Source organism: Arthrobacter sp. H-02-3, assembly GCF_003097355.1.
Taxonomy (GTDB): domain Bacteria; phylum Actinomycetota; class Actinomycetes; order Actinomycetales; family Micrococcaceae; genus Arthrobacter; species Arthrobacter humicola.
Window position 1 is genome coordinate 1 of record NZ_PYUI01000031.1, and the last position, 20,145, is coordinate 20,145.

19 protein-coding genes, 2 tRNA genes and 1 other RNA gene are annotated in these 20,145 nt (G+C 66.9%); 9 read left to right on the plus strand and 13 right to left on the minus strand.

Going from position 1 to position 20,145, the window contains the following annotated elements; all coding sequences use genetic code 11:
• Nucleotides 1–57: 57 nt before the first annotated feature.
• Both ettA and C9424_RS20185 read right to left on the minus strand, forming a co-directional pair.
• Nucleotides 58–1,740, minus strand: a complete 1,683-nt coding sequence (ettA, locus tag C9424_RS20180; RefSeq protein WP_091253738.1) for an energy-dependent translational throttle protein EttA — start codon at nucleotides 1,738–1,740, stop codon at nucleotides 58–60.
• 176 nt (nucleotides 1,741–1,916) lie between these two features.
• Entirely contained in the window at nucleotides 1,917–2,480 is a 564-nt protein-coding gene (locus C9424_RS20185) for a single-stranded DNA-binding protein (RefSeq protein WP_116768632.1), read from the minus strand.
• A 265-nt stretch (nucleotides 2,481–2,745) separates the two neighbouring features.
• On the opposite strand from C9424_RS20185, the gene C9424_RS20190 reads away from it, so the two are divergent.
• Nucleotides 2,746–2,818: transfer RNA gene (locus C9424_RS20190), tRNA-Arg, on the plus strand.
• Nucleotides 2,819–2,964: 146 nt separating this feature from the next.
• Here the strand turns inward: C9424_RS20190 and C9424_RS20195 are convergent.
• Nucleotides 2,965–3,981 (minus strand): magnesium and cobalt transport protein CorA, encoded by a 1,017-nt coding sequence (locus tag C9424_RS20195; protein ID WP_116768633.1) that lies wholly within the window; start codon nucleotides 3,979–3,981, stop codon nucleotides 2,965–2,967.
• 165 nt (nucleotides 3,982–4,146) lie between these two features.
• Here C9424_RS20195 and C9424_RS20200 point away from each other — a divergent pair, with 165 nt between their 5' ends.
• Entirely contained in the window at nucleotides 4,147–4,659 is a 513-nt protein-coding gene (locus C9424_RS20200) for a LapA family protein (RefSeq protein ID WP_116768634.1), read from the plus strand.
• 26 nt (nucleotides 4,660–4,685) lie between these two features.
• Nucleotides 4,686–5,345, plus strand: a complete 660-nt coding sequence (locus C9424_RS20205; protein ID WP_116768635.1) for a GNAT family N-acetyltransferase — start codon at nucleotides 4,686–4,688, stop codon at nucleotides 5,343–5,345.
• Here the strand turns inward: C9424_RS20205 and map are convergent.
• Nucleotides 5,326–6,093 carry a type I methionyl aminopeptidase gene (gene map, locus C9424_RS20210; RefSeq protein ID WP_116768636.1) on the minus strand — a complete coding sequence of 256 codons (768 nt, stop codon included), beginning with the start codon at nucleotides 6,091–6,093 and terminating at the stop codon, nucleotides 5,326–5,328. The genes C9424_RS20205 and map overlap by 20 nt on opposite strands.
• A gap of 77 nt (nucleotides 6,094–6,170) precedes the next feature.
• On the opposite strand from map, the gene C9424_RS20215 reads away from it, so the two are divergent.
• Nucleotides 6,171–6,857: a DNA alkylation repair protein gene (locus tag C9424_RS20215; protein ID WP_116768637.1), complete on the plus strand. Its 687-nt coding sequence runs from the start codon at nucleotides 6,171–6,173 to the stop codon at nucleotides 6,855–6,857.
• A 20-nt stretch (nucleotides 6,858–6,877) separates the two neighbouring features.
• Here C9424_RS20215 and mptB read toward each other — a convergent pair whose 3' ends face one another.
• Nucleotides 6,878–8,509 carry a polyprenol phosphomannose-dependent alpha 1,6 mannosyltransferase MptB gene (gene mptB / locus C9424_RS20220; RefSeq protein ID WP_202615946.1) on the minus strand — a complete coding sequence of 544 codons (1,632 nt, stop codon included), beginning with the start codon at nucleotides 8,507–8,509 and terminating at the stop codon, nucleotides 6,878–6,880.
• A 158-nt stretch (nucleotides 8,510–8,667) separates the two neighbouring features.
• Here mptB and orn point away from each other — a divergent pair, with 158 nt between their 5' ends.
• The 4 genes from orn to def all read left to right on the plus strand — a co-directional run bounded on the left by orn (nucleotide 8,668) and on the right by def (nucleotide 11,409).
• Nucleotides 8,668–9,315, plus strand: a complete 648-nt coding sequence (gene orn, locus C9424_RS20225; RefSeq protein ID WP_116768638.1) for an oligoribonuclease — start codon at nucleotides 8,668–8,670, stop codon at nucleotides 9,313–9,315.
• 162 nt (nucleotides 9,316–9,477) lie between these two features.
• Nucleotides 9,478–9,550 (plus strand) — tRNA-His (locus C9424_RS20230).
• Nucleotides 9,551–9,643: 93 nt separating this feature from the next.
• Complete coding sequence (locus C9424_RS20235) at nucleotides 9,644–10,798, plus strand: acyl-CoA dehydrogenase family protein (RefSeq protein WP_202615947.1); 1,155 nt, start codon at nucleotides 9,644–9,646, stop codon at nucleotides 10,796–10,798.
• Nucleotides 10,799–10,836: 38 nt separating this feature from the next.
• The gene (gene def, locus C9424_RS20240) at nucleotides 10,837–11,409 is read left to right on the plus strand and encodes a peptide deformylase (RefSeq protein WP_091253763.1); all 573 of its coding nucleotides are present in this window, start codon (nucleotides 10,837–10,839) and stop codon (nucleotides 11,407–11,409) included.
• Between the two features lie 138 nt (nucleotides 11,410–11,547).
• Here def and C9424_RS20245 read toward each other — a convergent pair whose 3' ends face one another.
• Both C9424_RS20245 and ppk2 read right to left on the minus strand, forming a co-directional pair.
• Nucleotides 11,548–12,252 carry an alpha/beta fold hydrolase gene (locus C9424_RS20245; RefSeq protein WP_116768639.1) on the minus strand — a complete coding sequence of 235 codons (705 nt, stop codon included), beginning with the start codon at nucleotides 12,250–12,252 and terminating at the stop codon, nucleotides 11,548–11,550.
• An 86-nt stretch (nucleotides 12,253–12,338) separates the two neighbouring features.
• Entirely contained in the window at nucleotides 12,339–13,268 is a 930-nt protein-coding gene (gene ppk2, locus C9424_RS20250; protein WP_116768640.1) for a polyphosphate kinase 2, read from the minus strand.
• Between the two features lie 127 nt (nucleotides 13,269–13,395).
• On the opposite strand from ppk2, the gene C9424_RS20255 reads away from it, so the two are divergent.
• Nucleotides 13,396–14,364, plus strand: a complete 969-nt coding sequence (locus C9424_RS20255) for a 1-phosphofructokinase family hexose kinase (RefSeq protein ID WP_202615948.1) — start codon at nucleotides 13,396–13,398, stop codon at nucleotides 14,362–14,364.
• Nucleotides 14,365–14,428: 64 nt separating this feature from the next.
• Here the strand turns inward: C9424_RS20255 and C9424_RS20260 are convergent, their stop codons facing one another.
• The 6 genes from C9424_RS20260 to rnpB all read right to left on the minus strand — a co-directional run bounded on the left by C9424_RS20260 (nucleotide 14,429) and on the right by rnpB (nucleotide 20,115).
• The gene (locus tag C9424_RS20260; RefSeq protein ID WP_133247555.1) at nucleotides 14,429–14,791 is read right to left on the minus strand and encodes a hypothetical protein; all 363 of its coding nucleotides are present in this window, start codon (nucleotides 14,789–14,791) and stop codon (nucleotides 14,429–14,431) included.
• 135 nt (nucleotides 14,792–14,926) lie between these two features.
• Nucleotides 14,927–15,724: an HNH endonuclease family protein gene (locus C9424_RS20265; RefSeq protein ID WP_116768643.1), complete on the minus strand. Its 798-nt coding sequence runs from the start codon at nucleotides 15,722–15,724 to the stop codon at nucleotides 14,927–14,929.
• A 109-nt stretch (nucleotides 15,725–15,833) separates the two neighbouring features.
• Nucleotides 15,834–16,043 (minus strand): hypothetical protein, encoded by a 210-nt coding sequence (locus C9424_RS20270; protein ID WP_116768644.1) that lies wholly within the window; start codon nucleotides 16,041–16,043, stop codon nucleotides 15,834–15,836.
• Nucleotides 16,044–16,138: 95 nt separating this feature from the next.
• Nucleotides 16,139–17,629 carry a glyceraldehyde-3-phosphate dehydrogenase gene (locus tag C9424_RS20275; protein WP_116768645.1) on the minus strand — a complete coding sequence of 497 codons (1,491 nt, stop codon included), beginning with the start codon at nucleotides 17,627–17,629 and terminating at the stop codon, nucleotides 16,139–16,141.
• Nucleotides 17,630–17,860: 231 nt separating this feature from the next.
• Nucleotides 17,861–19,528 carry a GMC family oxidoreductase gene (locus C9424_RS20280; RefSeq protein ID WP_116768646.1) on the minus strand — a complete coding sequence of 556 codons (1,668 nt, stop codon included), beginning with the start codon at nucleotides 19,526–19,528 and terminating at the stop codon, nucleotides 17,861–17,863.
• A 193-nt stretch (nucleotides 19,529–19,721) separates the two neighbouring features.
• An RNA gene (rnpB, locus tag C9424_RS20285) (RNase P RNA component class A) lies at nucleotides 19,722–20,115 on the minus strand.
• Nucleotides 20,116–20,145: the final 30 nt, after the last annotated feature.

A 20,145-nucleotide genomic window follows, 5' to 3' on the forward strand; every position in this document is an offset into this window, starting at 1 on the left:
TTACCCCCTCCGGCGGCCCCCCCGGGGGGGGGGAGCCCGCCTTCTGCGTTGCGGTGCTTAGTCGCGGGTGAGGCGGCGGTGCGTCACACGGTGCGGCTTGGCCGCGTCCGGGCCCAGGCGCTCCACCTTGTTCTCCTCGTAGGATTCGAAGTTGCCTTCGAACCAGTACCACTTGGACGGGTTCTCCTCGTCGCCTTCGTAGGCGAGGATGTGGGTGGCCACCCGGTCCAGGAACCAGCGGTCGTGCGAGACGACGACGGCGCAGCCCGGGAATTCGAGCAGGGCGTTTTCGAGGCTGCTGAGGGTTTCGACGTCGAGGTCGTTAGTCGGTTCGTCGAGGAGCAGCAAGTTGCCGCCCTGCTTGAGGGTCAGCGCCAGGTTGAGGCGGTTGCGCTCACCGCCGGAGAGCACCCCGGCCTTCTTCTGCTGGTCCGGGCCCTTGAAGCCGAAGGCGGCAACATAGGCACGGGACGGCATTTCGACATGGCCGACCTGGATGTAGTCAAGGCCGTCGGACACGACCTCCCACAGGGTCTTGTTGGGGTCGATGCCGCCGCGGCTCTGGTCGGCGTAGGAGATCTTGACGGAGTCGCCGATCTTCAGTTCGCCGCCGTCGAGCGGCTCCAGGCCCACGATGGTCTTGAACAGGGTGGACTTGCCGACGCCGTTGGGGCCAATGACGCCGACGATGCCGTTGCGGGGCAGGCTGAAGGACAGTCCGTCGATCAGCGTGCGGTCATCGAAGCCCTTCTGGAGGTCCTTGGCTTCCAGCACAAGTCCGCCGAGGCGCGGTCCCGGCGGGATCTGGATCTCTTCGAAGTCGAGCTTGCGGGTGCGGTCTGCCTCGGCAGCCATTTCCTCGTAGCGGGCCAGACGGGCCTTGGACTTGGTCTGGCGCCCCTTGGCGTTGGACCGGACCCATTCGAGTTCCTCGGTGAGGCGCTTGGCCTGCTTGGCGTCCTTCTTGCCTTGGACTTCCAGGCGGGCCCGCTTCTTTTCCAGGTACGTGGAGTAGTTGCCCTCGTACGGGTAGAGGTGGCCGCGGTCCACTTCGGCGATCCATTCGGCCACGTGGTCAAGGAAGTAGCGGTCGTGGGTGACAGCGAGGACGGCGCCGGGGTAGCTGGAGAGGTGCTGCTCCAGCCACAGCACGCTTTCGGCGTCGAGGTGGTTGGTGGGCTCGTCGAGCAGCAGCAGGTCCGGCTTCTGCAGCAGGAGCTTGCAGAGCGCGACGCGGCGGCGCTCACCACCGGAGAGCAGGGTGACGTCGGCGTCGGCCGGCGGGCAGCGCAGGGCGTCCATGGCCTGTTCCAGCTGGGAATCGATATCCCAGGCGTCGGCGGCGTCGATCGCTTCCTGCAGCTGACCCATTTCCTCGAGGAGGGCGTCGTAGTCAGCATCGGGGCTGGCCATTTCCTCGGAGATCTCGTTGAAGCGCTGGATCTTGCCGTAGATTTCACCGACGCCTTCCTGGACGTTGCCCAGGACGGTCTTGTCTTCGTTCAGCGGCGGCTCCTGCAGCAGGATGCCGACCGTGTAGCCGGGGCTGAGCCGGGCCTCGCCGTTGGAGGGAGTGTCCAGGCCTGCCATGATCTTGAGAATGGTGGACTTACCGGCACCATTCGGGCCGACAACGCCAATCTTGGCCCCCGGGAAGAAGGACATGCTTACGTCATCGAGGATGAGTTTTTCGCCGACAGCCTTACGGGCCTTGGTCATTGTGTAGATAAATTCCGCCATGCCTACAAATCTAGTGGCTCGGCCGGGATAACTCACATTCCGGACGCCCCCAATCGGTCCTTTGACGATGCTGGAGGACGCCGGCGGGCATTGGACGGAGCTGCCCGGAATCCCCGCGCCAATCAGGGACGCGGATATCGTCGCTTCCTGGCTCGCCGCCGGCGCCTTGCGGGGATTCAGGCCGCCGCCCCTTTCAGTTCGCCGGTTTCCCGGTCCACTTCTTCTTCTTCACCGGTCGCCTCATCGATGTACGTCGCGTCGTCGGGGGCGCCGTCGCTGTGTCCGTCGGCATCACCGGACTCCGTCGGCGCTGAGCCGCCGTCCCCGTCCCCGGCACCGGGCGCGCCGGGTGCGCCCTGCCCGGCGGCCGTCTGGGTTCCGGCTCCGGCCGTGCGCGTGAAGTTGGCGGATCCCCACATGAGGTCGTGGCCAACGGACTCGGCGTCGATTTCTGCGGCATGGTAGATCCGGCCGTCTTTTTCCCAACTCCGCATCTTTAGCCTGCCAACGACAATGACCCGCTGGCCCTTCTTGACGCTGCAGCCCAGATTGCCAGCCAATTGCCGGTAGCCCTGGACGGTGAACCAGTTGGTGTTGCCATCCACCCAGGTGCTGGTCGCCCGGTCGTAACGGCGGTCGGTGGCGCCGAGCCGAAAGGACGCCGTGGCCACGCCACCGGGGGTGGTAGAACTTCTGATCTCCGTGGCCACGAAGCCACGGACCGTAATGTTGTCACTCATTCTCATGTCCTGTCTCGAGTTGTCGTGCCCTGGCGGGCAGTTCCAGCATCCTGCGCTGGACGGGCGCCGGGGAGGGCCCGGCTGGGCTATGTGGAAAACCTGCCGCCGGCAGCCGCACCGGGGGAGGTACTGGGGAGGTGTTGGGGAGGAGTTGGCGAGCGGCCCGGACTACCGACAAGCCGGGGGCGGGCGTTGACCGTCGGCGGCCGTCCGGCACTGTAAACTTTTTGAGGCGTCCCCGGCAGCAGCCGGCGGCAGCCAACGTGCCCCAGTAGCTCAGGGGATAGAGCAGCGGCCTTCTAATCCGCCGGTCGGGGGTTCGATTCCCTCCTGGGGCACAAGAAGAGCGGCTCTGGGCTGCGGACTTCCGCAGCCCAGAGTCCCATCAGGGACCTGGCCGCCACCGCATTAAACCGCCACCGCGCACGCATCCGGCTGCGGTTCCCCATCCGGCTGCGGTTCCCCATCCGGCTGCGCCGGGGCGTCAGATCCACTTGTTGTGTTTGAACGCCAGGTACAGGATCAAGCCCATGCCCACCATGAGCCCGAGTGCCATCGGATAACCGAAGAACCAGTCGAGCTCGGGCATGAGCCGGAAGTTCATGCCGTAGATTGACGCGATCAGCGTCGGGGCGAACAGAATCGCAGCCCACGACGAAATCCGCTTGACCTGCTCGTTCTGGGCGAAGCTCGACTCCGTCAGGAGGCGCATTTCATCGTTTTGCCGTTGTGCCACGAGCGCGGCGTTGACTGCCAGCGCATTCTGCAGCAGCGCACGGAACGCTGCCACCCGTTCCCCGAGCCTGAGGGCATGGTCCAGGACATCGCGGAAGTGGTCCTGCAGTTCGGGATCCGGCACCGCGTCCGGTCCGCCCGCCATGAGTGTCTGCAGGATTCCGGCAAGAGGGGCCGTGGCGCGCTGGAACCCGATGACCTGACGGGAGAGCTCATAGATCCTGCGTGACACGCCGGGATCGGCCGCGAACAGATCATCTTCGATTTCATCGATGTCGTTTTCCAGCCCGGCGGCGACCGGCTCGTACTCGTCCACCACCTGGTCCACGATCGCGTACAGCACCGCATCCGGTCCTAGCGCCAGGAAGTCCGGCTCGGACTCCATGCGCCGGCGTACCCGGGCCAGATCCGGCGACTCGGCACGGCGGACGGTGACTACGAAGTCCGGGCCGGCGAAGACATGGATCTCGCCGAACTCGACCTTCTCCACATCATCCAGATACCGGGCCGGCCGCAGAACCAGGAACAAGGTTTCGCCGTAGTGCTCCAGTTTCGCCCGCTGGTGGCCGGCGAGCGCATCCTCCACGGCCAGGTGGCTCAGGTCGAATTCCTCGGCCACCGATCGCAGCTCGTCAGGTTCGGGCCGGTAGAGCCCGATCCACGCCATGCCCTGGCGCTGCCGCAGCAGGAAATACGTCTCCTCGAGATCTTCCGGGTCGGCGGTCCGGCGACCGTCCACATAAACAGCGTTGTCAATGATTGTCACGGCCGCGCCTCCTCTTCAAGGCTTCTCTTGGCTGTGACGTTATACCGTGCCCGGCCCGGTGCCAACAACCCGCCATCAGCCATCAGCACGCTTAGTATTGAGGGGACAGGCGGGGCACCAGGGAACGCCTGTGCTCCCTGCCCGCAACCGAAAGGTACGGCCGCCATGACCCAGACACCCCGCGGATTTGATCCCAACGATTCCTACGACGCCCCGACCACCCAGTACCCGAGGGCCGCTGACCGCGCGTCCGGATCCGCTGAGGAAGGCGCCAACACCGGAAACCAGGCCGGCCCGGACCTTGTTTCCCCGGCTCCGGCTGCCCCGGCCCCGGCGACGGGGATAGAAACGCCCCGGCCAGAGACGCCCGGAACACCGGCCCCCGCACCGGAAGCACGCCAGGTCACCCGTGCGGGAATGGTCTGGGCCGCGGTTGCCTGCGCGCTGGTGGTGCTGATCCTGCTTATCGCCTTCATCCTGCAGAACCAGGAATATGTGCAGGTCAAGTTCTTTGGCCTCACGGGCTCGGTCCCGCTGGGCATTGCACTGTTCATCGCGGCCGTTGGCGGCGGCGTGCTGGTCGCGATCGCCGGAGCCGCCCGCATCATCCAACTGCGCCTGGCCGCGCATCGTCAGCGTGCCGGCCGTCAGTCCGGCGCCGGCGCGCGCACCCGCTGACGCCGGCGGGGGGCTAGCCTGTTTCCATGGGCGGAGCAGAACCCCGGGGGCCGGAAACCATCACTACCGCGGCGGCGGACTGGCCCGACGTCGAGCGCCTCTTTGGCGGCCGCGGCGAACCGTCGCGCTGCTGGTGCCGGTTCTTCGCCCTCACCGGAACACAGTGGTCCGCGTCCACCCCCGAACAGCGGAAAGTCCAGTTGCGGGACAAGTTCGACGGCGGCGGCCCGGCCCCGGGGGTGCTCGCCTTCCGCGGCGGGAACCCGGTGGGCTGGTGCGCCGTCGAGGCCCGCGGGTGCTATCCCAGGATCGTCCGCTCGAAGGTTTTGACGGCTGCGGGGTCTGACGTGGCCCGGGATCATGGCGGGAATCAGGTGTGGTCCGTGAGTTGTTTTGTTGTCTCCCCCGGCCATCGCCGGACCGGCGTGGCGGGGGCGCTGCTCGCGGCCGCCGTCGAGCACGCCTTTGCCCACGGAGCCACGGTGGTGGAGGGCTATCCGGTCGATCCCGCGCAACGGCCCAAGGCCGGTCCGGCAGACCTTTTCCACGGCACGCTGGGGCTCTTCCTGGCCGCTGGCTTCGAAGTGGTCAGCGACGCGGTGCCGGGACGCGCCGTCGTCCGCCTCACGGCGCCGTTGACGGGTACGGACCCCACGACCAGCCGACCTACGGCAGCGTCAGGATGACCGGGCCGTCCTTCGTGATGGCAACAGTGTGCTCGCTGTGCGCGGCGCGGCGCCCGTTCGCGGACCGGAGGGTCCACTCGTCCTCGTCATGGTAGTAGTCGTCCTTGCGGCCGAGAATGAGCATCGGCTCAATTGCGATCACAAGGCCCTCGGTCAGTTTGATGCCGCGGCCGGGCCGGCCGTCGTTGGGCACGTGCGGCTCGGCGTGCATGGTCCGGCCGATCCCGTGGCCGCCGTGGTCGGCAAGGAGCCCGTAGCCCGCCCGGCGCGCTTCCCCGCCGATCGCGTAGCCCAGATCGCCCATCTTGTTCCCGATCCGGGCAGCCTCGATCCCCCGCGCCAGGGCGGCGTCCGTGGCGTCGATAAGGGCCTGATCCACGGAGGCCGCCGTGCCGACGACGAAGCTGACGGCGGCATCGCCGCACCAGCCGTCCAGGAACGCGCCACAGTCCACGCTCAGCAGATCCCCGTCCTGCAGCCGGTAGCCGTTGGGAATGCCGTGCACGACGGCGTCATTGACGCTCGTGCAGATGACCCCGGGAAACGGGACGGATGCCCACCGGGGCCGGTAGTTCAGGAACGCCGGCGTGGCACCGGAGTCGGCGATGGACGCCGCGGCGACCTCGTCCAGTTCCTTGAGCGAGACACCGACTGTGGCGGCGTCCCGGACCCGGCCCAGCGTGGTGGCGACCACCCGGCCGGCCTCGCGCATCAGGGCGATCTCTTCGGGACTCTTGATCATGGACATGGGTTTCCTTCCGACGCGGATCCGCGGCTTGCTGGCTTCAACTCTAAAGCCCGCCGCAGGATGTCTACAGTGGCCTCATGGCCACCACCGAACTGATTGATGCGATCCGCGGCCGTCTGCAGGCTGCAGCCGATCCCGGCCGCGCCGCCGGGGCACAGGCCTATATGAGGTCGCAGATGCCGTTTCTGGGCGTGCGGGTTCCCGAAGTCCGCAGAATCGTCAAAGCCGCGGCCGCCGAGCACCCTCCGGGCAGCATCGCGGAATTGCGGTCCGCAGTGCTCGAACTGTGGCGGGACTCCGGCTGTCGTGAGGAACGCTATGCGGCGATCGAACTCACCGGGCTGAAACTCGCGGCCCGGGAGCTCGGCATGCTGGCCGTGTACGAGGAAATCATCCGCACCGGGGCTTGGTGGGACCTGGTGGACGGGGTGGCGCACCGGCTGGGCGGGCTCCTGCAGGCGCACCGGGCAGAACTGACGCCGGTCCTGGGGCGCTGGAGCAAGGACGAGGACTTCTGGATCCGGCGGGCCTCCATCACGGCGCAGCTCGGCGCGAAGACTGCCACGGACACGGCCCTCCTGACCGCCGTGATCGAGGCCAACCTGGGCGATCAGGAGTTCTTCATCCGGAAGGCGATCGGGTGGGCGCTGCGCCAGTACGCCAGGACGGACCCGGACTGGGTGGTGGCGTTTGTGCAGCGGCACCGGGACGAGCTCAGTCCGCTCTCCCGCCGGGAAGCGCTGAAGAACCTGCCGCCTGGCTGATCCAGCCCGGACAGACAGATCTAGATGATCGGCCGTGTGGTGACGGGCTCGTCCGACTTGCTGAACAGCAGCTTGGTCTTCGGGTCCAGGAAGATCAGGTACAGCGCAAAGAGCAGGGCGATGATGGCCGCGGCGTTGCGGGCGAGCGCCAGGGCCAGGCCGAGGTCGGCGGTCTGCAGGTACGGGAAGACGTCCAGCTGGTCCGAGATCGCGTACACCATGAAGAAGGACACGATGAAGTAGAGCGCCTTGACCTGCCAGTCGTCGCGGATGCCGGTGACCGCGAACAGCGGAATGAGCCAGACGATGTACCAGGACTGGATCATCGGGGACAGGAGCACGACGGCGGCGAACGCCAGGGTGAGACGGCGCATCAGACGGTCGTAGTCACCGCGGAAGATCTGCCAGGCGACGATCCCGACGGCGACCAGCTTGCCGGCGTCGAACGCCCACTTGGCCAGTCCCCAGCCGTCCAGGCCGAACGCGTTGGAGATGGAGGCGACGACCAGGCCCATCAGGCCCACGGGCGCGTACCAGATCCAGATGCTGCCCGGGGCGGACAGGCCGTTGATCCAGCCGAAGCCGAAGCCGTTGACCCGGCTCATGAGGTACAGCAGGGCCAGGCTGATGCCGGCCGTGAGGCCCCAGAAGAGAAACTTGCGCGGCCAGCTGGCGTTCTTTCCCGCCCAGAGCAGGCCGATGAACGGCAGGAAGACGATCGTGATGGGCTTCACCGCGATGGAGAGCGTGACCAGCACGATTCCGCGGATGACCCGGCGGGTTGCGCAGTAATACAGTCCGGCCAGGGCCAGCCCGATCATAAGGGCGTCGTTATGCACGCTGGCGATGAAGTTGGTGAGGAACAGCGGGTTGGCGGCCGTCAGCCACAGGGCCCGGTTCGGGTTCACCCCGTGGAGTTCGGCCAGTTTCGGCACGTAGATCACGCACAGGACGATGCCCACCAGCGCGGCCATCCGGAAGAGCATGATGCTGCCCTCGGGGTTCACGTTGGTGGCCCAGACCACGAACTGCTCGATCCACAGGAAGAGCTGGCCGTACGGAACGGGCGCCTCGGTCCACATCTTGTCCGCGCCCAGCTGGAAGTAGTTGGACAGCGCCGAAATGCCGTTTTCGTAAGGGTTGAACCCCTCCACCATGAGCCGGCCCTGGCCGATGTAGGCGTAGACGTCCCGGCTGAAAAGCGGCACGGAGAACATCAGCGGCAAGCCCCACGCCACGGTCGCCTGGAGCGTGGCCTTGCGGGCCCCCGGTCCCCAGACCCGGACGCGCTGGCCCAGCCGCAGCCAGGCGCGGACCAGGAGCATGCCGCCGAAGGCCAGCAGGACAATGGACAGGGCGACGCCGATGGCTTCGGTGCGCATCCAGATGAACAGCGGAACGCGGCGGAGCCCGGACACGGGGGCGAGCCAGCCGACGCCGATCGAACCGATCGCCATGAACAACGATCCGAGGAACCCGGCAAGGATCGGGGACCGGGGGTTGTCGACTTCGTCGACGGCAGCGGGGCGGAGGTCAGCCGTGCCGAGGTCAGCAGGGCGGGACCCGGCCTCGCGGGTCTCAGTCGTACGGGAGTCAGTCGGGCGGGACGTACCGGCAGCCGTTTCCCCCGCCGCAGGCACAGGCGCCGTCATGTCAGGATCGTCCAATCTGTCGTGGGCCATTTTTCCGCCCGCAGTCGGCCGAATTGTCCGGCCCGGGGCACGCCGGCTTGACGAAATACTTCGACGGCCGCGTACCCGAAATCCTAGCACCGGACGGCCCTGTGACGTCGGAACGGTAGGCTGGGCGGGTGCCTATAACTAACGAACGCATCGTCTGGATCGACTGCGAAATGACCGGCCTGGACACCAAGAACGACGCCCTGATCGAGGTCGCCGCCCTGGTGACCGATTCGGAGCTCAACATCCTGGGTGAGGGCGTCGACGTCGTCATCAAGCCCGACGACGCCGCGCTGGCCCAGATGAACGACTTCGTCCGGGACATGCATACCCGGTCAGGCCTCCTGGCGGAGCTCCCGCACGGCAAGACCATGGCCGAAGCGCAGGCCGCCGTGCTCGACTACATCAAGAAGTGGGTGCCGGACCCCAAGAAGGCCCCGCTCGGCGGCAACTCGGTGGGCACCGACCGCGTGTTCCTGGTCCGCGACATGCCCGAGGTGGTGGAGCACCTGCATTACCGGGTCATCGACGTGAGCACCATCAAGGAACTCTCCCGCCGCTGGTTTGCCCGGGCCTACTTCCAGTCCCCCGCCAAGATGGGCGGACACCGGGCGCTTGGTGACATCAAGGACTCCATCGACGAACTCCGCTACTACCGCGAGGCGGTGTTCGTCCCCGCGCCCGGTCCGGACAGCGCCACGGCGCAGCGGATCGCCAAGCGCGTCATGGGCGACGGCCCGGCTGAGGGCACCCCGGCGGAGTCCACCCAGGCCGAGTAGCGGCACCGGGGACCGTGGCGCAGAAAAGTAATCTGCGCCACGTTTGGCGGAAATTTCGGTGAAATTCGCGAAAGTGGCAAAACCACCCCCAAACAACAGGTAAGCTATTTGTCGTTGCCTTTCCAGCCCGCCGGTTCGCCGGAGGGCCTGATACGGCACATGGTGGGCGTAGCTCAGTTGGCAGAGCGCCTGGTTGTGGTCCAGGAGGTCGCGGGTTCAACCCCCGTCGCTCACCCTCATGAAGGACGGCAGTGATTGTCCGACCTTTTCCAAAGGCCGCACCGGTTATCCGGTGCGGCCTTTGTTGTCTGTATTGGAAGGAAACGCAGTGAAGCGCAAGCTCTTTGAAGAAGACCACGAGATGTTCCGCGAGATGGCTGCCGAGTTCAATTCGCGCGCGGTGGCCCCCCACTATGCCCAGTGGGACAAGGAGCACATGATGTCCCGGGACCTGTGGTCGGCGGCCGGCGAGCAGGGACTGCTGGGCCTGGCCGTGCCGGAGGAGTTCGGCGGCATGGGCATGAACGACTACCGCTTCCGTGCGGTGCTGGACGAGGAGTTCGCCAAGAGCAACCACCTCGCCGTCGGCCTCGCGTTCCACCTGCACGACGACATGGTCCTCCCCCACCTGCTGGCCTACGGCTCCGATGACCTCAAGTCCCGCTGGCTGCCCGCCATGGTCTCCGGCGAAAAGGTCACCTCGATTGCGTGGACCGAGCCGGGCGCCGGCTCCGACCTTCGCGGCATCCGCGCCAAGGCCGTCCGCGACGGCGACGACTGGCTGATCAGCGGCCAGAAGACGTTCATCGGCAACGGCATTTCCGGCGACGCCTCCCTGGTCCTGGCCCGCACCGACGGCGGCACCGGTCGCGGCAACCACGACTCGTTCTCCCTCTTCATGGTCCAGAAGGGTGAGGGCTACAACACCGGCAAGCAGCTGGACAAAATGGGCCTGAAGGCCTCTGACACGGCGGAACTGTTCTTCGACAACGTCCGCGTCCCGCACGCCGATCTGGTGGGCGAGGTGGGCAAGGGCCTGCAGTACGCGGCCGAACAGCTCCCCCAGGGCCGCCTGGCGATCGCGGTGGCGAGCTCCGCCGTCGTGCGCGCCGTCTATGAGGCGACCGTCCGCTACACGAAGGAGCGCAACGCGTTCGGCGAGCGGATCATCGACTTCCAGAACAGCCGCTTCGAACTCGCCGACATCCTCACCGAGGTCGAGGTCACCGAAGCCTATGTGGACCAGGCCATCCTGGCCTTCAACGCCGGCGAACTCGACGCCGCAGGTGCTGCCCGCGCCAAGCTGTGGGCCTCCGAGCGTGCCAAGTCCGTCACGGACCGGTGCCTGCAGCTGCACGGCGGCTACGGCTACATCCTGGAATACCCGGTGGCCCAGGCCTACCTCGCCGCCCGGCTGCTGACGATCTTCGGCGGCACCAACGAAATCATGCGCGACGTCGTCGGCCGCACCATCGCCGGCTGATCCGCACGTCGCCACCAGCACCCGAGGAATCACCTGACATGACCGTCCTGCCCATCACGATCTGGGGCGAGCCCGTGCTGCACCGCCGGGCCGCGGAAGTCGACGTCTTCGACGACGAGCTCCGCACCCTGATCGCCGACATGTTCGAGACCAACGACGCCGCCAACGGGGTCGGGCTGGCCGCTCCCCAGGTGGGGGTCGGCAAACGGCTCTTCGTGTACAAGTACGAGAACGACGACGGCGCCCCGCCCACCGGCGTCGTCGTCAACCCGGTGCTGACCCTCTCCAAGGTCTCCGGCGCGCTGCCGGACCCGGACGAGGACGAGGAAGGCTGCCTGTCCTTCCCGGGCGGCCAGTATCCGCTCAAGCGGGCCGAATGGGCACGCGTCCAGGGCTTCGACGGCGACGGGAAGCCGGTGGAATTCGAGGCGACCGGCTGGTTCGCCCGGGTCATCCAGCACGAGTACGACCACCTCGACGGCAAGCTCTACGTCAACCGGCTGGTCGACCGCTATGCCCGCAAGGCCATGAAGCAGGCCAAACGGAGCGGCTGGGGCGTCCCCGGCCTGACCTGGATGCCGGGGGTTGACCCGGACCCGTTCGGCCACTGACGCGTCCGGCGGGCCGCCGGCCAATGCGCCTGTTCTCTCCACCTTTGACCCGGCCGCGGCCGGGAACTTCGGCGATTCGCCCGACATGCCGTCGGCACCCGGCCATAGGTGGGGAATTTCCGTCAGGTCAGGCCGGGTTCAGGCGGTCCGGTCGACAGCGGCCAGGATGGCGGCGCCGAGCTCGGCGGGCCGGGTGAACTGCGGCCAGTGCCCGGTGGGCAGGTCAACGTATTCGACGTCGCGGACACGGCCGAGCTCCGCCACATACGGGTGGCCCTCGGCGATCATCCGGGTCAGCAGCGAGGACGGGAATTCGCAGGCGATGATGGTGGCCGGGACCCCGTAGCGGCGTTCGTCACTTAGCTGCTGCCGGTCCTGGGCTACAGCGCGCGGCTCCGGCACGGCGCGGGCGCGGAACATGGCCCGCAGCTCATCGGTGAGGTCGGTGAGGTCTGCATCCTCAAAGAGTTCCCACGGGGGCAGCGGAACGGCGTCGCCGTCGGCCGGGAGCTCGTCGTTGATGACCCCGCCGTCGCCCAGCGGTCCGCTGTCCACATAGATGGCGCGGGCCACCCGGTCCGGCCGGGCGTCCACCGCGCCATGAATGATGGCGCCGCCGCCCGAGTGCCCCACCAGGACCACAGGCGCGCCGAAGGCAGCGATGGCTGCAACGACGGCGTCGATGTGGGTGCGTAGGCCGATGCCCGCCCGCGGCGCGTCCGCCGACTCGAGCCCGGGCAGCGTCAGCGGGTGCACCGCGTGCCCCGCCGCCACCAGCGGGGGCGTCACCTCCGCCCACGACGACGCATCCAGCCAGAATCCGGGAACCAGAATGATATCCATGCCGGTACCCTACCCGCCCGGACGGATCCGCGGCACGGGCCCCACCCGGCCGGCAGCGTGTCCGGACCGGACAATGGTCCGGCCGGTCAGTCGTCGACCGGGTTTTCCAGGTTGGCCGCGTGGTCCGGAACGTAGCGGAAGAGTTCCCTGGGCGGCCGGGTGTAATTGATCGCGCGGGGCCGTTCCGGCAGCGTCACCGGTTCGGTCCGCACTTCGGTGTAGTCGATGCTGGAGAGCAGGTGGGCGATCAGGTTGATCCGGGCCCGGCGTTTGTCCTCGGCTTCCACGACGTACCAGGGTGACTCCGCCGTGTCCGTCTGGACGAACATTTCGTCCTTGGCCCGCGAGTAGTCCTCCCACCGCAGGATTGCCTCCCGGTCCATCGGCGAGAGCTTCCATTGCCGCATGGGGTCATCCAGGCGGGATTTGAACCGCCGCTCCTGCTCCGCGTGGCTGATGGAGAACCAGTATTTAAGGAGCAGGATGCCGTCCTGGACCAGGAGCCGTTCAAAGACCGGGCACTGCGCCAGGAAGCGCTTGTGTTCGGCGGGAGTGCAGAAGCCCATGACGTGCTCGACGCCGGCCCTGTTGTACCAGGACCGGTCCATCAGGACAATCTCACCGGCCGCCGGCAGATGCGTTACGTACCGTTGGAAGTACCACTCCCCCCGCTGCCTCTCGGTTGGTGCCGGGAGCGCGACGATCCGGGCAAAGCGCGGATTCAGGTATTCGGTCACCCGCTTGATGGCACTTCCCTTGCCGGCGGCATCCCGGCCCTCAAAGATCACCAGGACCCGCGCCCCGGTGCTCCGCACCCATTCCTGCAGCGCGACCAACTCCGCCTGGAGTCGCAACAATTCAGCCTCGTAGAGGCCGACGTCGAGCCGGGCGCGTTTGCGCGCCGAGCGACCGGAACCCTTTCCACGACCGTCCTTGTGACCGTCTCTGCGTCCGTTCTTGTGCCCGTCTTTGTGCCCGTCGCGCCCCTTGCCTGCGCCGCCGCTGTCATGTGCCATGTTTCCCGTTCCCGTGCTCCGGCGTGGCGGTTTAACCTGCCGCGCCCATTCTCCGCCGGGCAGCAGAACGGCGACAAGAGTCATCCAGCACGGGATCCGTGCCGGCCGGAACTCCTATGCTTGGGCCATGGAATCCCCCGCTCCGACGGCGATGCTGCCCATCCTCACGCTCACCGTGAACCCGGCCCTTGATGCCAGCACGGTCACCGACCAGGTCATCGGCGAGCACAAGCTCCGCTGCCATACCGGCCGGCTGGACCCGGGCGGCGGCGGGGTCAACGTGGCGCGCGTGGTGCACCGGCTCGGAGGGCAGACCATCGCGGCCTACACGGCCGGCGGTCCGACCGGCGAAGCATACCGGCGGCTCGTCGAAGCCGAACGCATCCCCACCCTGGTGGTGCCGATCAGCGGGAGCACACGCCAGAACTTCACGGTCGATGAGACGAGCACCGGCAAGCAGTTCCGTTTTGTCCTTGAGGGGCCCGAGCTCAGCGAGCCGGAGTGGCGGGGGTGCCTGGCTGTGGTCGCGGAATGCGTCCCGGCGGGCGGCTACGTGGTGGCGAGCGGAAGCCTGCCGAAGGGCGTCCCGGACGACTTCTATGCCCGGGTGGCCCGCCTGGCGAACGAGCGCGGGGCTCGCTGCATCGTGGACGCCTCCGGAGCGCCCCTCGCCGCGGCGCTGACGGAGGGGGTCTTCCTGGTCAAGCCGAGCCGGCGGGAACTCGGCGCACACTTCGGCAGGACGCTGGACAGCGAGGAGAGCCAGGTTGAGGCCGCGTCATCGCTCGTGGCGGACGGGTCATCGCATCACGTCGCCCTGACCCTCGGTGGTGAAGGAGCGGTGCTTGCGTCACAGACCGGCGTCCTCCGCCTGACGGTGCCGCACGTGCAGGTCCGCAGCACGGTCGGAGCGGGCGACAGTTTTCTGGCCGCCTTCGTGCTCCGGATGGCACAGGGCCGCAGCCTTCAGGACGCGTTCCGGGCCGCGGTCGCCGCCGGAACCGCCACCGTGACGACGACGGCCACGGAGCTGTGCAGCCGGGCCGACGTCGAACGTCTCGAGGCAGAACTCGCCGCCCAGGCACTCGAGCCGTAGCCGGCAGCCACTGAGACAGTGCCGACGGCACGGAGCCGATGACACTGAGTAGGGGCCTGAAACGTCAGAGGAGGGGTGTCTGGCTGGCGGCTTCTATCGCCAGGGGAAAGAGCATGATCAGCAGGATTGAATAGAGCACGGTGGCCACGCCCACGGCGGCGGAGTCCTCGCGGCCCCAGAGCAGGTCGGTCCACAGGACCACTGCGATCACTGCGATCACTGCAACCATGACCGTGACAAACCATCCGACGGAGTTCAGGGCGTGATATTCATTTGTCGTGCCCAGGTTCACGCCCAGAACAATGCCAAACCAGCCGATGCCGACTATCAGGACCGGTCCTAACACTGCCAGTAGCAGCGCCAGCCTGCCGAAGTCCGTGTCCGGAAGCCCCATCCGTCCAAACGCCAGTCTCTTGGTCGCGTTCATCCGTGTACCTCTCCCCCGCATTGAGCGCCGCGCTGCTGCGCCGGATTGCCAGCACACCGCGGCCGTGTCCGGGCGGCCAGAGGACAACGTCCCGGGCATGGCAGTACCGGGCACGGCAATAGGGACACGATGCGGTCAACGAGGAACGATGGTCTGCTGCTGCGGACAGGATCCGAGGATTCGCTTCATCGCCTCCTTCTCTGCGGGCGTGACCCACAGCCGGTAGGCCGCCTTGACGGAAATCTGGCGGGCAACGTAGTGGCAGCGGAACGCCTTGTTCGGCGGCAGCCAGGTGGCGGCGTCGGAGGCACTCTTGTCCTGGTTGGCGGGACCGTCAACGGCGATCAGGTTGAGGGGATCGTTGGCCAGGTGTTCGCGCTGCTGCGCGGTGAGCTGCTGGGCCCCCTTTTGCCAGGCGTCGCCGAGCGCCACGACGTGGTCGATCTGCACGGCTGAGCTGGTCTCGGCGCCCCGCCGGAACGCGATCACGTGGCCTGTATACGGTTCCCGGAGGGTGCCGCCGGAGACCTGGCACCCTGAGCCGTTCACGAATTCCGGGGCTTCCAGGTCGCGGTGGAGGATGTCGTTGCGGGTATCGCAGCCGTTGCGGTCGACGTCGAGCCAGGCCTGGCCGAACGCACTGCGGTCATAGGTATCCTTGGCCGACCGGCCTTTGACCGCGAGTGTGTCCAGCACGGCGGCGGCGCTTCCGGCCGGGACGGCCCGGACGGACTCCACGGGCTTCATCCACCCGCCCGCAAGCACGGGGGCCTCGCTTGGACCCGCGCTCTGCGGTTCCGCGAGGGAAAACTGGCCGGCCAGGAAGAACCAGGCCAGGCCGCCGAAGACGGTCAGGGCCGCTGCGGCCAGGAGAAGCCAGGCCTGGCGGGAGCGGCGCCGGGCACGGCGGAACTCCGTCCAGGTGACGGTCATGAGGTTAGCCGCGGGCGGCGATCTGGTTGCACGCCCTGAGCCTAAACCGGCGCTCTGACATCATGGACTTTGTCCACAGTGTTGAGGACCGGTGGCCGGGCAGCCGGGGTTATTGGTCCCGCGTGACCCGTTTCAGGTCTTCGTTGGCCAGGTCCAGCAGTGACTGGAGCTGGTTCACCCGGTCGTCGTTGACTTCACCGGTTTGGCGTTTGGCGACGGCGTCGTCCAGAAGCCGCTTCGCTTCCTTCGCGTTGCTCCGCGCGACGTCCAGCGCGTGTTCCAGGGTGGTCTCGTGCTCAATAGCCGCGTTCTGTTCCATGGCTCCATTGTGGTTCCCTTTCCCGGCCGATTCCAGTACATCGGCCGGGAAAGGACGAACGAGTCCCGGTCAGGGACGAAGGTTCGGCCAGCCGGTTAGACCTCGACGGGGAGCCCGGCGGCCTCGAGGATGGCGGCCGCGTCCTTGGCGGGGAACGACGGCGGGTTGACGCCGGCCATTTCCTCCATGACGCGGACCACCTGGCAGGAGTAGCCAAACTCGTTGTCGTACCAGACGTAGAGCACCAGGTTCTTGTCGTTGGAGATGGTGGCCAGGCCGTCAACGATGCCCGCGCGGCGCGAGCCGACGAAGTCCGTGGAGACCACCTCGGGCGAATCAATGTAGTCGACCTGCTTGCGCAGCTCCGAGTGCAGCGACATTTCGCGGAGGAAGTCGTTCACCTCGTCCTTGGTGGTGCCGTTCTCCAGGCTCAGGTTCAGGATGGCCAGGGACACGTCGGGGGTGGGGACACGGATGGAGCTGCCGGTGAGCTTGCCCAGCAGTTCAGGCAGGGCCTTTGCCACGGCTTTGGCGGCACCGGTCTCGGTGATCACCATATTCAGCGCGGCGGAGCGGCCGCGCCGGTCACCCTTGTGGAAGTTGTCGATCAGGTTCTGGTCGTTGGTGAACGAGTGGACGGTTTCCACGTGGCCGTGCACCACGCCGAACCTGTCATTGATGGCCTTCAGGACCGGGGTGATGGCGTTGGTGGTGCAGGAGGCCGCGGAGACGATCTTGTCCGAGTCGGTGATCGTGCCGTGGTTGATGCCGTGCACGATGTTCTTCAGCTCGCCCTTGCCCGGAGCGGTCAGCAGGACCCGGGAGACGCCGGTGCTCTGCAGGTGCTGGGACAGGCCCTCGGCGTCGCGCCAGCGGCCCGTGTTGTCCACCACCAGGGCGTCGTGAATGCCGTAGGCGGCGTAGTCGACCGTGGCCGGGTTGTCCGAGTAGATGACCTGGATCTGGACACCGTTGGCAGTGATCGTGTCGTTTTCGAGGTCCACCTTGATGGTGCCTTCGAAGGAGCCGTGGACCGAGTCGCGGCGCAGCAGGCTGGCGCGCTTGGCGAGGTCGTTGTCCGAGCCGCGGCGCACCACGATGGCGCGCAGGCGCAGGCCGTGGCCGCCACCGGCCTTTTCGATCAGGAGGCGGGCCAGGAGCCGGCCGATGCGGCCGAAGCCGTAGAGGACGACGTCGGTGCTGGTGCGGTCGTCGCCGCCGCGCTTGCCGACGATCTCGGCGAGTTCCTCGCGCAGGAAATCGTCCAGGCTGGCGCCGTCGCCCTCGGCACGGTACTTCTCGGTGAGGCGGGCAATATCGATCGCCGCAGCGCCGAGCTCCAGCTTGGTCAGGGCCTCCAGGAGCGGGGCCGTTTCCTCGAGGCGCAGTTCTTCCTTGCTCATCCGGCGGGCGAAACGGTGTGCCTTGAGGATATTCATGGTGGACTTGTTGATCAGGCTGCGTCCGTGGATCGAGGTCACCACGTTGTTCTCGCGGTACAGCCGGCCGATCACCGGGATCATGGCCTCGGCGAGTGCCTCACGGCCCATCCACGTATCAAGACAAGAATCTGACGTCTGGCTCACAGAACTACCTTCCTAGAATCCACCCCATACGTCCTCGTACGGGGAAGTCGGCCGCCGGAGGGTGTCCGGTACCTCGGCGTCACCGGGGATTCGGTCCACCCCGGGCGCCTCACTGAACGCAAAGAAAATCCGCCGGCTGCGAACGCAGACCCGGCGGCGGAACTTCTACGTTCATCATCAATTCTACGGGCGGCCCGGCGGCCTCCGGTGCCCGGTTACGCGTGAAATGACTCACACACCATCCGGGGCCCTGGACGAGCCGGCGAAACCACTCACGCCTGGCGTCAGCCTGCCGGCGTCCTCGAGGATCATGTCGGCGGCTTTTTCCGCGATCATGATGGTGGGCGCCTGCGTGTTGGCACTGATCAGGCGGGGCATGATCGAGGAGTCCACCACCCGCAGTCCCTCCAGTCCGTGGACCGTAAGCCGGGGGGAGACGACGGACTCATCGGTGGTGCCCATGGAACACGTGCCCACCGGGTGGTACGAGGTCCGTCCGTAGGATCGCACGAAGTTCACGTACTCGTCGCGGGATTCCACCCGTGAGCCGTCTCCGATGTGCTCTCTCTTGACGAAGGCTGCCATAGATGACTGCTCCATGATCTGGCGGCTCTGCTGCACGCCGGCGATCGTCATCTCGAGATCGTAGTCATCCGCGAGGAAATTCGGATCGATGAGCGGTATTTGTGCGGGGTCTGCGGACGCGACCCGGACTGTTCCCCGGCTGAGGGGGCGCAGGAAATAGGAGTTCAGCGTCATGCCAAACCCGGGCTGCAGCGACGCTATGCCCGGCTCCGGCCTCGCCGCGGGCAGGAAGTGGAACTGCAGGTCCGGGGTCTTCTCGTACTTGTTGGCATAGCTGAAGCCGCCGGCCTCCACAAGGTTGGACGCGAACGGTCCCGTCCGGAAGGCCAGGTACTCGAGGCCGGCCAGGACCGTCGCCGGGCGCACGCGATTGAACCGGTCCAGACTGTGGTCGTCGGTGAGTTCATAGATGATGTCCAGGTCCAGATGGTCCTGCAGGTTCTTCCCGACACCGGGCAGAGCATGGAGAACGTCGATGCCGGCGGCTGCAAGGTCTGCCGGGTCGCCAATGCCTGAGAGCTGCAGCAACTTAGGAGATCCAAAAGCGCCGCTGGCGACTATGACCTCGCGCCGTGCGCTGTAGGTTCGTGCCACTCCATCTTCGACCGCCTGGACGCCGACGGCGCGGCCGTTCTTGATGACCACTTTTGATACCGACACGTTAACGCGAACCGTGAGGTTGCGCCGCTTGCGCGCGGGTTTCAGGTAGGCGACGGAGGCGCTGCACCGACGGCCGTTCCTGGTGGTGGTCTGGTAGAAACCGACGCCGTACTGTTCCGCGCCGTTGAAATCGTTGTTGTAGGGTAGGCCGAACTCCCGGCCAGCCTGCACGAATGCCGCCGAGAGCGTGTGGGGACGCCGGGGGTCCGAGACACTAAGGGGCCCTTGGGTTCCGTGGTGGGGTCCTGAGAGTCGTGAGTTTGACTCCGAGCGGACGAAATACTTGGACACCTCAGCGGCGGTCCAGCCCTCGCATCCGTAGTCCGCGACCCATCCGTCATAGTCCTCGTCCACGCCCCGCGTGAAGACCTGGGAGTTGATGGAGCCGCCGCCGCCGAGCCCGCGGCCTTGCGGGAGCGGGATGCTGCGGCCGTTGCTGTGCTCTTGCGGAATGCTGTTGTATGCCCACTGGTACGGGCCTCCCTTGAGTCTGGGAAAGCCGGCGGGCACGTGGATGAACGGGTGGCGGTCGGATCTGCCAGCCTCGAGCAGCAGCACGCGAATTGAGGGGTCTTCACTCAGCCTGCCGGCCAGGACGCTGCCGCCGGTGCCGCCGCCGGCGATCACGTAGTCATATGCTAGGTCGTCCGGCACAATGACTCCTCAACCATCACCGACTGCACCATCATTTGAAGCGTTCATTGCAGTCTCTGGTCTCGCCGGGATGATGTCAACCATGCCTCAAGGTTTTCTCAAGGTTGCAACCGTGCAGGCACGCGACCCCCAGCCCGCAGCCTGTGGCGGCCGAATCCCGCTCAGAACGCGGGGATTCCCGGCGATCGGTGAGTGGATGGGTTGACCGATACGCCGGGTTCTGTGTTCCCGCGCTGTTGCCGGCGCGGGAGTAGCGGCCATCCATCTACGGACGCCGTTGCCGACGCCCTCCAGCGGCCTACCCGGACACTCGGGCGAGCAGCCCTCAATCGTGCCCTGTCTGGCCTTGCTCCGGGTGGGGTTTACCTAGCCTTCCCGGTCACCCGGGAAGCTGGTGGTCTCTTACACCACCGTTTCACCCTTACCTGCCCTGCGGCCTGTGCAAGCACACGCCGAACGCAGGCGGTCTGTTCTCTGTGGCACTGGCCTGCGGGTTACCCCGAGTGGGCGTTACCCACCACCCTGCTCTGCGGAGCCCGGACGTTCCTCGAGCCACTTGCGTGACGCGCGGCCGCCTGGTCAACCCATCCGCAGTTCATTCTACGGTCTCGCTCGGC